The organism is Lysinibacillus sp. A4 (assembly GCF_024919535.1).
In the GTDB taxonomy this organism is placed as follows: domain Bacteria; phylum Bacillota; class Bacilli; order Bacillales_A; family Planococcaceae; genus Lysinibacillus; species Lysinibacillus capsici.
In genome coordinates, this window is the sequence record NZ_JANWTB010000020.1 from 1 (window position 1) to 10750 (window position 10750).

Below are 10750 nucleotides of genomic sequence, written 5' to 3' on the forward strand. Positions count from 1 at the left end.
CCCAACAAAAGCTGGATATGAGTTTGCAGGTTGGTATACAGATGCTGTATTCAGTACACCATGGAATTTTACAACGGATAAGGTAACCGAAAATACAACTTTATATGCAAAATGGGAAAAGGTCATCCCACAATATACGGTGGATTTCGAAACAAATGGAGGAAGTGCAGTAACATCACAGAAGGTGATTAAAGATACCTTAGCAACAAAGCCAGTAGATCCAACAAAGGCAGGTTATTTATTTACAGGCTGGTATAAGGATATTGAACTGACGATACCATGGAATTTTTCTAAAGATGTAGTGAAGTCCAATATCACATTATATGCTCATTGGGTAACAGACGGTTCATCGGGTGGTGGAGGAAGTATATCTCCGAATCCAACCCCGATACCAGAGCCAGCCATACCTGAAAAACAAGAACCTAGACCTGAAGAACCAATTGATCCACAACCAACAGAGACAACACCCCAACCAGAGCCAGATATCATCTTCTCAGATATTTCTAAAGGACATTGGGGCTGGGCGATGATTCAGGAGATGGCAAAGCAGGGCATTATTACAGGCTATCAAGATGGCACCTTCAAGCCAAATGCACCAATTCAGCGCCAGCATGCTGCCCTGATATTAACAAGAGCGTTAGCGCTAGAACCGAAAAAAGACGCACGAGAATTTGACGATATACCTAAAAACCATCTCTATTTTGGGGTAATCGATCAGGTGCAACAAGCAGGTCTGTTTGAAGGCATAGATGGGGATTTCCAGCCAACTACTAATATGACACGTGCCCAGATGGCAAAAGTATTAGTCCTTGCCTTTAATTTAACTTCATCGAATAAAGATACTTTCAAGGATGTGCCAAAAACACACTGGGCACATAACTTTATAGCTATACTCGCAGGAAATGGGATCACAATTGGAAATAATGGCAACTTTAGACCAAATGATCCTGTAACACGTGCGGAGTTTGTAGCATTTTTGTATAGAGCTTTGCATCAATAATTAAAAACCTCACCAATCGCTATCCATAAAGCTTTTGGTGAGATTTTTTTGTTCAAATTATTAACATTACTCAATAGTGCGTAAGGATGTAAATTATTATGCTAATAGAAAAGGAAGTGTTTCTATTGAAAATTGCTCGTCTTATCTTCTTCATATTATTCTTAAGTTTAGCTTTTGTATCGATTAAACTTTCAATCAAAACAGATGAAAGGAATTATGATTGGCGTAATAACTCTGATGGTACAGTGACCATTATTCATTACAATGGTCCACATATGGAATTTCCCTTTCCAAGCCGTTTAAATGGCAAAAAAGTTGCTAAAGTAAGCTCAGGGATTTTTCAGAAAAGGGATATATACAGCTTTTTACCAAAAGTTTATTAGTTAAAGACATACTCTGTGTCAAAAAAAGAAATGTATTGTCTTTCTCATCATTTTCTAATTAGACTTTCACCACTTGTATCGTATACGATGAAAAGAAAAGGCGAAGGACGGATTCGACATGACACATCGAATTTTAATTATAGAAGATGAAGAAAATATTGCGAGAGTGCTACAACTGGAGCTTCAATTTGAAGGATATGAGGCAGCGATGGCCCATACAGGAGCAGAAGGCTTACTACAATACCGTGAGCAGCAATGGGATTTAATTTTACTTGATATCATGCTACCTGAGATGAGTGGTATTGATGTGCTAAAGCGTATTCGTGCAACAGAATCCCAAACACCTGTTATCATGCTAACTGCCAAAAGTGAAGTAGAGGATAAGGTAAAGGGCTTGGATTTAGGAGCCAATGATTACGTGACAAAGCCTTTTGAAATTGAGGAGCTACTGGCACGAATTCGCAATGCATTACGGTTTTCGCAGAAGGTGAGTCCAAAGCAAGTTGCACTTACATTTGGCCATTTATCGATAAACGAGCAAACAAGGGAAGTTGTATATTTTGATAAGGAAATTCAGCTGACACCTCGTGAGTATGATTTGTTGTTCTATTTACTAAAGCATCCTAAACAAGTACTGACAAGGGAGCAAATATTAGAGGCTGTGTGGGGCTATGATTATTATGGGGATACAAATGTTGTGGATGTTTATATACGTTATGTCCGACAAAAGCTTGAGGCTGCTAATCCAACACCTCTTATTCAGACAATTCGAGGTGTTGGATATGTGCTAAAGGAACATCGTTATGAGACTTAAAACAAAAATTCATCTACTAACAACATTGCTTATGCTAGTTATTGTAGTGGCAACAAATAGTGGAATTTATTTGTTGTATGAGAAATTTGCCTATGATACGGAATATAATCAGCTCCAGTCACGGGCAAATGATTTAAGCTCTACACTGAGTCAGTTAAATGCACAAACCAACCTACAGCAAGTATTAAGAGCTTATATGCCCACAGAGGGTGCTGTTTATATTTATGATGGTGAACGCTTGAAAACAAAGGTTCAAGCTACCCTTGAAATGCAAGAAGTCCCTGCCATTACCTACACTATGCCTGCTATTTGGATCGACGGAACGGTAGTGGATATAACATTACAGCAATCTATGGAAGAAGTAGAACGGACATTAGATTTGTTAAAGGTCATCTTAGTTGTTGTATCTGTCGTGGCAACGATTCCAATTTTCCTAGCGAGCTTGGTACTTGGGCGACTTATTTTATTACCGCTAGAACGTTTAAATGAGACCATGCGCAAAAGTGCATCTACTGGGAAATATGAAAAAATAGATACTACAGAAAAAGGTGGCGACGAGTTAACAAACATTAACCGTACTTTTAATATGATGATGGAGAAGCTTGAACAACATTATCAAAAGCAACAAGAATTCGTATCAAATGCCTCCCATGAGTTAAAAACCCCTATAACTGTCATTGAAAGTTATGCAAAACTCCTCCTAAGAAGGGGTTTTGATAATCGGGAGGTTGCTCAGGAATCCTTACAAGCCATTGCTAATGAATCATCTCGTATGCATGAAATGGTGTTGCAATTGCTAGAACTAGCTAAAAACAAAGAACAATTGGACGTTCATTTCGAACAACTAGAGCTTGCCCCTTTCTTAAATAAAGTAGCTTCACAAATGGAACAGGCTTATCATCGAACATTTAGAATTGATGCGCAGATTCCAAAATTTATTTATAGTGATGAAAAAATATTGAAGCAACTACTTTTTATTTTGCTGGATAATGCTAGGAAATATAGTAAGGATGAAGTACGTATTCAAGTCACCGAAACAACCAATCAAGTACGTATTACCATCCAAGATTTTGGTATGGGTATTCCAGTCGAGCATATTCCTCATTTGTTTGAGCGTTTTTATCGTGTAACAGAGGATCGTAATCGTAAAACAGGTGGTTCAGGGCTAGGGCTAGCAATAGCACACGAACTGGCACAACAATTAGGTATAACGATAGATGTGAAAAGTAAGCTAGGGGAAGGCTCAAGCTTTACTTTATGTATACCAAAGGAGGGACAGCAATGAAAAAGTGGATGTTAGTAATTGTTGTTATTATCCTTCTTTGTAGTGGAGTAATTTGGTTTATTCAACATCGTTATTTTTACGTTCAACCTCTTAGTGAAGCGCAGGCTATTCGGCATATTGAGGCTATCTACAATGGTCATGTTACACAGGTTGAAAAACAAGGAAATACCTTTGAAATGCTTTTTACGCGTGACGATGTCAAGTATGCAGCTATACTCGATGTTACGACACAACAGGTGACTGATCTAATCCTGAAAGAAGGACATAGTAAATTACTTTTAACAGAAAAGCAGATCAGACAAATGGTTAAAAAGGAATATGGAGATATAGAAAGCGTTATGCTTACAGACTCCATTTACACTGTACGTGTTGAAAATGAGGAAATTCAAAAGGATTTAACGTTTGATGGTTATACTGGCGAACTACTGGCTGAGAAAAAGGTTGAGCCACAAGAACAACCTATCGAAGAGCCTATTATTACTGAGCAACAGGCCATTCAAATAGCTCTTAAGCAATTAAAGGGTGAAGTGGATTCAGTTGATTTTGAAGAAACCCCAGAGGGTGGTTACTATTTAGTTGAGATTGAAACGCAGGAGGACGAAGCTACATTTCAAATTCATGCTGTTTCAGGAAAAGTACTGTCTGTAACATGGGATGACGATCATTAAATCATTCTCATGAAATTCTAATGTTTCTCTTATAGTTCTATCATCTTCAGTTGGTAAGCTAAGTTTAGATAAAACAAAGGAGAGATGAACATGAAAAAAATGATCATGATTCCAGCACTAGTAATTACACTGGGAGTGGGTGCAGCGATTGGCTCGACGACTTTATTATCAGGAAATGCCCAAGAAAAAAAGGTCTTATCCATGCAGGAAATTGAGAAGAAAGCTCTAGCGGTAGTGGATGGTACAGTTGCCAATATCGAATTTGACCAAAATCAGTTTAGCTCTATTTATGAAGTAGAGGTGTATACAGATACAGAAGAATATGATTTAAAATTTGATGCTTATAGTGGAAAATTGCTCAAGCAGAAAAAGGAACGTCTAGATGACGATGATTGGGATGATCATATTCCTGCTACGACTGCTACAACAAAAATAATTACAAAAGAGCAGGCTATCAAGACAGCCCAAACAAAAGCAAAGGGTAAAGTGACAAAAATTAAGCTTGATGATGGTGTATATGAAATTGAACTGAAAGACGGTCAATATGAATACGAAGTAGATGTGGATGCAGTCTCTGGGAACATTATCGACTTTGAACAAGGCTTTGATGACTAATATAATGAGCTGTCTTGAAGGTAGAATATACCTTTAAGGCAGTTTTATTGTTTATATTGTGGGTTTTGACTAGGTATTCAGGAAATTTTCTTTAAGAAGCGATTATTTATATGTTCAAAAAAAGCCTATGCTTTTACTCAAAAAAGAGAAAAATTTTCTTCTTTACTTTTTTAATTAGCAGGCGTAATATGACATCATTATAAAAGTTTCAAATTTCTAAATCGCTGAAGCAACTAAACGCGGGGGAACCAATTTTGATGGATGGCATAGCCATTCTTGGGGTGAATCTCTTCCTTGTGGAGGAGTAGGGCTACTCAGGCCCGAATCCGACAGCTAACCTCGTAAGCGTTAAGAGCAGAAAAGTGGAGCTTGGCAGACGGATGAGCGTCTACAAGTCTTATTTAGTGATGACTTGTAGGCGTTTTTTGATGTAATTTAGAAAGGCGAAACACATTCTATGAAACTAGAAGGTGTTTATCAATGAAATCCTCATTCAAACGTTATGTAATCGGCAAACCATTAAGATCCGATGCGTTAGGGGAACAAAAGCTCAGTAAAACAAAGGCACTGGCCATATTATCGTCAGATGCATTGTCATCAGTAGCCTATGGACCAGAACAAATTTTAATTGTCCTAATGACGGTAGGTACAATGGCATTTTGGTATTCTTTACCTATTGCCGCTGGAGTGGTTATTCTACTCGTGGCACTGATTTTATCCTATCGTCAAGTTATCTTCGCCTATCCACATGGGGGAGGCGCCTATGTCGTATCACGAGAAAATTTAGGCGTGAATGCAGGTCTTGTTGCAGGGGGTTCTTTGCTTGTTGATTATATTTTAACGGTAGCAGTAAGTGTGTCGGCTGGGACAGATGCCATTACATCTGCATTTCCAAGTCTTCATGCTTATAATGTACCCATTGCTATTATATTTGTGATTTTCTTAACGATTTTAAACTTGCGAGGTGTAACAGAGTCAGCTTCTATCTTGGCGTACCCAGTTTATCTATTTGTAGGCGTTATGCTGTTGCTAATCGGGATTGGGCTCTATAATGTGGCAACTGGACAGGTGCCTGCAGAGCTACATCCAAAGATTGGCACACCAGTGGCAGGGATTAGCCTATTTATTTTATTAAAGGCATTTGCTTCAGGAAGCTCAGCGTTAACTGGAGTAGAGGCTATTTCTAACGCCATACCTAATTTTAGAAATCCTGCTCCAAATAATGCTGCTAAAACGCTTTTAGCAATGGGTGCCATTTTAGCCGTTTTATTCATCGGGATTGTTAGTCTAGCTTATTTTTATGGCGTTGCACCAACAGCAGAAGCAACAGTCGTTTCCCAACTAGCAGAAGCTAGTGTTGGTCGGAATTTCCTTTATTATATTGTACAGGGGACTACGGCAATGATTTTAGTACTTGCCGCAAACACAGGATACTCAGCTTTTCCCTTGCTTGCTGTGAATTTATCGAAGGATGGTTTTATCCCACGAATTTTCCAAATTCGTGGGGACCGTCTTGGCTATTCAAATGGTATTTTAATGCTAGGTATTGCAGCCATTTTTTTAATTATCCTTTTTGACGGGGCCACAGAGCATTTAATTCCGCTCTATGCAGTAGGCGTATTTATTCCCTTTACATTAGCGCAAACGGGAATGATGAGAAAATGGTGGCACGAAAAACCTAAAGGCTGGGTAGCAAGATTTACAATCAATACAATTGGGGCTGCTATCTCTTTCATCGTGGCAATGATGTTTTTTGTGACAAAAATGCCTCAAGTATGGCCAGTGTTTATCTTTTTACCAATTATTATTTTTGTATTCCATCGCATTAAGCAACATTATCAAGCTGTTGGAGAACAGTTAAGATTAAATCATGAGGAACTGGCTACTATTGAGGGGAATGTTTTCATTGTGCCAGTAGCTGGTATAACAAAGGTGGTTGAAAACTCCCTACATTATGCCAAATCACTTAAGGTTGATAAAGTGATAGCCTTTTACGTAGCTTTCGATCAAGCAGATGCAAAAGCTTTTGAAGAGAAGTGGAACGCCTGGCAACCTGATGTACGATTAGTTACCTACTATTCACCATATCGCAGCATTACACAGCCATTAATTAAATTTATTGATAAAGTAGAACATCAATGTACGAAGACAGGTCATAAAGTTACAGTTGTTATCCCTCAATTCTTACCGAAAAAAGGGTGGCATCATATGCTACACAACCAATCGAGTCTTCTCATTCGTACATCACTGTTATTTCACAGAAATGTCGTCATTATGACAGTACCGTTCCATTTATCAAAATAATGCTAGCAAGCTAGAAAATAGTCTGTTATAATCAGTACGTTGATTGAAAACACGAACGTTTACAATTAAAAAGTTCCAGAATGCCATTAAATTCCGAAAAATCAAACTTTTTTTGGTGAGAGATAGTAGCCCTTACCGAATAAAGTGATAAATTGGTTATTCTGATAGTTTCATACAAATCCACTCATATAATAGCGAGAATAGGGCTCGCAAGTTTCTACCGATTTACCGTAAATGAATCGACTATGGGTAGCAATGCTTTTAGAGAACTTCAATTTAATGATGTTTTCTATTCATTTCGACGTTTTTGCGCTGAATGCTTTGCTCCACTCGTAGCAGAATGGAATCAAAGTATTCAGCGTTTTTTTATAATTTTTTACGAAAGAAGGATATGAAAGAAATGAAGTTATTACAAGACAAAATTATGCAAGAGGGTAAAGTATTATCTTCATCCGTATTAAAGGTTGATTCATTTTTAAACCATCAAATTGATCCGATGTTAATGAAGGAAATTGGTCATGAATTTGCAAATCGTTTCTCTGATCAAGTGATTACAAAGATTTTAACAATAGAATCTTCAGGTATTGCCCCATCCGTGATGTTAGGCTTAGAAATTGGCGCGCCTGTCGTGTTTGCACGTAAACGTAAATCATTAACTCTTTCAGATAACCTTTATTCTTCAAAGGTACATTCATTCACAAAAAATGAAACAAATGAGATCTCTGTCTCACGTAATTTCTTAAGCGAAGATGACAATATTTTAATCGTAGATGATTTCTTAGCTAATGGTGAGGCTGTCAAAGGCTTACTTGATATTGCTGCACAAGCGGGTGCGAATGTTGTAGGAGTTGGAATTGTTATTGAAAAGGGCTTCCAAGATGGCGGAAAACTATTGCGTGAGCAAGGTGTTCGCGTTGAGTCATTAGCAATAGTAGATTCTCTTGAAGATGGCAAAGTAACATTTGCTACGGAGGCTCGCGCGTAATGAATACCTTTAAATCGACTGCGCTAGCGATTCAACATTTACTTGCAATGTATGCTGGAGCCATCTTAGTGCCACTGATTATCGGTGGGGCAATTGGCTTCGATTCAACACAAATGACGTATTTAGTAGCGATTGATATTATGATGTGCGGGATCGCTACACTTTTACAGGTTTATTCAGGTAAATTCATTGGTATTGGCTTACCTGTAGTACTTGGCTGTACATTCACAGCGGTAAGTCCAATTATTGCGATTGGTACAAACCCAGAGCAGGGTATTACGGACATTTATGGTTCTATTATTGCCTCTGGTGTAATTGTAATGATAATTGCGGGCTTCTTCGGCAAGCTTGTGAAATTCTTTCCACCAGTCGTAACAGGGTCAGTTGTTTCAATTATCGGTATTTCCTTATTACCAGTAGCATTAAACAATATGGCAGGTGGACAAGGTGCTGAGGATTTTGCCTCTGCTTCTAATGTAGCCTTAGCCTTTATTACATTGGTTATCATTTTAGTCGTTTATCGCTTTTCTACAGGCTTTGTTCGCGCTATTTCTATTCTGATCGGATTAGTAGTAGGTACTGTTTTAGGTGCCTTCATGGACAAGGTGGATTTCACCCCAGTTGCAGATGCTAATGTATTTCACATGGTACAACCTTTCTACTTTGGCATGCCAACATTTGATGTAACGGCGATTATTACCATGACACTTGTAGCAATGGTATCTTTAGTAGAATCATCTGGTGTCTATTTTGCGCTAAGTGATATTTGTAATAAAAAATTAGATTCAAAAGATTTGGCTCGTGGCTACCGTTCAGAAGGTCTAGCTTCAGTAATCGGTGGTATTTTCAATGCCTTCCCATACACAACATTCTCACAAAACGTGGGACTAACTCGTATGTCAGGCGTTAAGGACCGTAAAGTCATTTACATCACAGGTGGTCTACTTGTAGCATTAGGCTTCCTACCAAAAATCGCAGCATTAACAACGATTATTCCAACATCTGTACTAGGTGCGGCAATGCTTGCGATGTTCGGTATGGTGATTACACAAGGTATGGGCATGCTTGTACCTGTTATGAATGAATCAGCAGAAAACGCAATGATTGCAGCGATTGCAGTAAGTTTAGGTGTCGGTGTATCCGTTGTTCCTGGCATTTTTGATGCACTGCCAGAAAAAGTTTCTATTTTAACATCTAACGGTATCGTTTGTGGTTCAGTCACAGCGATTATCCTAAATATTTTATTCAACATGATTGGGCCAAAGCATAAAAAAGACCCGATGCATGGGGAAGTGTAAAAAGATAATTAAATAACATTCATCTAAATACCCCACATATTTTGATGAAAAGAACGTTGTAAAGTCGCCTATTTTTTGACTATTAATTTAGTTGAAAGTAGGTGGCTTTTTTGTATGCGTAAAAGAGTACACGTTAGAAGAACTGTAGAAGAAAAACCTTTACTAGCGTTCACATTTAAGCAAGCTTTTGATTATTTTTATTCCGCAAAAAAAGGTGAAGAAGTTAGAAGAACAACGCTTATAACTTATGAGGAGCATTATCGATTTTTTGTTCGATGGTTAGAGCATTCAGATTACGAAATAAATAAAATAGATGAATTAACAGTCGTCATTGTCCGTGATTACATGCTTTATATGCGTGAACATCATTACAACTTCAAGCAGAAATGTGTAGGGTTATCTATTCAGACAGTAAATGCTCGTATTCGGTTTTTAAAAACCTGGTATAGCTTTTTATTTACCGAGGAGTTACTTGAAAAAAACATTATGGAATCTATTAAATTTTTGAAAGTAGACGAAAAGAGGGTAGATTTATTAACCGAAGATGAGATGAAGCGATTATTCGAAGCCCCAGATAAAAAATTATGGGCACAATGGAGAGATTTCGTCTTGTTTCATGTTTTGTATGACACTGCTTTACGTATATCCGAGGCAATAAGTTTGGATTGTAGTGACATAGACATTGTGCGTCGACAAATTGTTTTACCTCCAGAAAAAGCTAAAGATAGACGATACCGAACAATACCAATTACTAATCACACGTTAAAACTACTGATTAAATTAATGGACGAAAATAAAGAGGTTTTCGGTAACCATGAAGCTGTGTTTTTAAATTGGTTTGGTGAAAGATTAGCTTCGGACACATTCAGAAGAAATTTAGCTAGGTATTTGAAAAAGGCAGGAATCAATAAAAAATATAGCTGTCATGATTTCAGAAGGCAATCTATTACGGAAATGCTCAAAAATGGAGCGTCAGTTTTTGCGGTCCAGTCTATAGCGGGGCATTCACAGATTTCAACCACTCGGAAGTATGTATTTTTCGATGATAAAACGATAAGGCATCAACATGATTTATACAGCCCGTTAAACAGAATGGCTTATAAAAAGAGGAAATAGGCAAAAGAAAAAGCCGAGTGCGCTAACACTCGACCTCAACTGAATATGACTACCGCAAAGCGATAGCATACACACCAATGTATAGCTATTGTACAGCCTTTTCGAAAAAATTACAACGTCTAGGCTTATTTAAGTGCGCCTATTTTTCGGTAGTCCGACGAGGTAGCCCACTAATTCGTCGTTAATCTAACCTGGTCAGTGCCGTCCGTCACATCGCAAACTACGGAATATATCGCAGATACACGTTTCCCTGTTAACGTAGCGACGAATAGCGAGCACGGC

At 38.0% G+C, this 10750-nt stretch carries 10 protein-coding genes and 2 riboswitches; all 10 genes read left to right on the forward strand.

Translation table 11 applies throughout. The features are described 5' to 3' along the window. Window positions 1-1000, forward strand: a 1000-nt coding sequence (locus NY607_RS23380) for an S-layer homology domain-containing protein (RefSeq protein ID WP_259420448.1), incomplete at its 5' end; no start/stop codon positions are given. 98 nt (window positions 1001-1098) lie between these two features. Beyond that, window positions 1099-1383, forward strand: a complete 285-nt coding sequence (locus NY607_RS23385) for a hypothetical protein (RefSeq protein ID WP_131522388.1) — start codon at window positions 1099-1101, stop codon at window positions 1381-1383. Between the two features lie 118 nt (window positions 1384-1501). Continuing rightward, on the forward strand, window positions 1502-2197 hold the full coding sequence (locus NY607_RS23390; RefSeq protein WP_131522389.1) for a response regulator transcription factor: 696 nt from the start codon (window positions 1502-1504) through the stop codon (window positions 2195-2197). Continuing rightward, the gene (locus NY607_RS23395; protein ID WP_259420451.1) at window positions 2187-3482 is read left to right on the forward strand and encodes a HAMP domain-containing sensor histidine kinase; all 1296 of its coding nucleotides are present in this window, start codon (window positions 2187-2189) and stop codon (window positions 3480-3482) included. The genes NY607_RS23390 and NY607_RS23395 overlap by 11 nt, the downstream gene beginning before the upstream one ends. Then, complete coding sequence (locus NY607_RS23400; protein ID WP_259420453.1) at window positions 3479-4150, forward strand: PepSY domain-containing protein; 672 nt, start codon at window positions 3479-3481, stop codon at window positions 4148-4150. The genes NY607_RS23395 and NY607_RS23400 overlap by 4 nt, the downstream gene beginning before the upstream one ends. Before the next feature lie 90 nt (window positions 4151-4240). Next, the gene (locus NY607_RS23405; protein WP_054548692.1) at window positions 4241-4765 is read left to right on the forward strand and encodes a PepSY domain-containing protein; all 525 of its coding nucleotides are present in this window, start codon (window positions 4241-4243) and stop codon (window positions 4763-4765) included. Window positions 4766-4977: 212 nt separating this feature from the next. Continuing rightward, window positions 4978-5127, forward strand: a riboswitch (cyclic di-AMP (ydaO/yuaA leader). A gap of 118 nt (window positions 5128-5245) precedes the next feature. Continuing rightward, entirely contained in the window at window positions 5246-7069 is a 1824-nt protein-coding gene (locus NY607_RS23410) for an APC family permease (protein WP_237899126.1), read from the forward strand. Between the two features lie 164 nt (window positions 7070-7233). Continuing rightward, a riboswitch (purine riboswitch) is annotated at window positions 7234-7335 on the forward strand. A 134-nt stretch (window positions 7336-7469) separates the two neighbouring features. Next, window positions 7470-8054, forward strand: a complete 585-nt coding sequence (locus tag NY607_RS23415) for a xanthine phosphoribosyltransferase (protein ID WP_048391917.1) — start codon at window positions 7470-7472, stop codon at window positions 8052-8054. Next, window positions 8054-9352 (forward strand): nucleobase:cation symporter-2 family protein, encoded by a 1299-nt coding sequence (locus tag NY607_RS23420; protein ID WP_004227687.1) that lies wholly within the window; start codon window positions 8054-8056, stop codon window positions 9350-9352. Before NY607_RS23415 ends, NY607_RS23420 begins: the two co-directional genes overlap by 1 nt. A gap of 114 nt (window positions 9353-9466) precedes the next feature. Continuing rightward, a complete protein-coding gene (locus tag NY607_RS23425; protein ID WP_259420458.1) occupies window positions 9467-10468 on the forward strand; it encodes a tyrosine-type recombinase/integrase in 1002 nt (333 codons plus the stop codon). Window positions 10469-10750 lie beyond the last annotated feature (282 nt).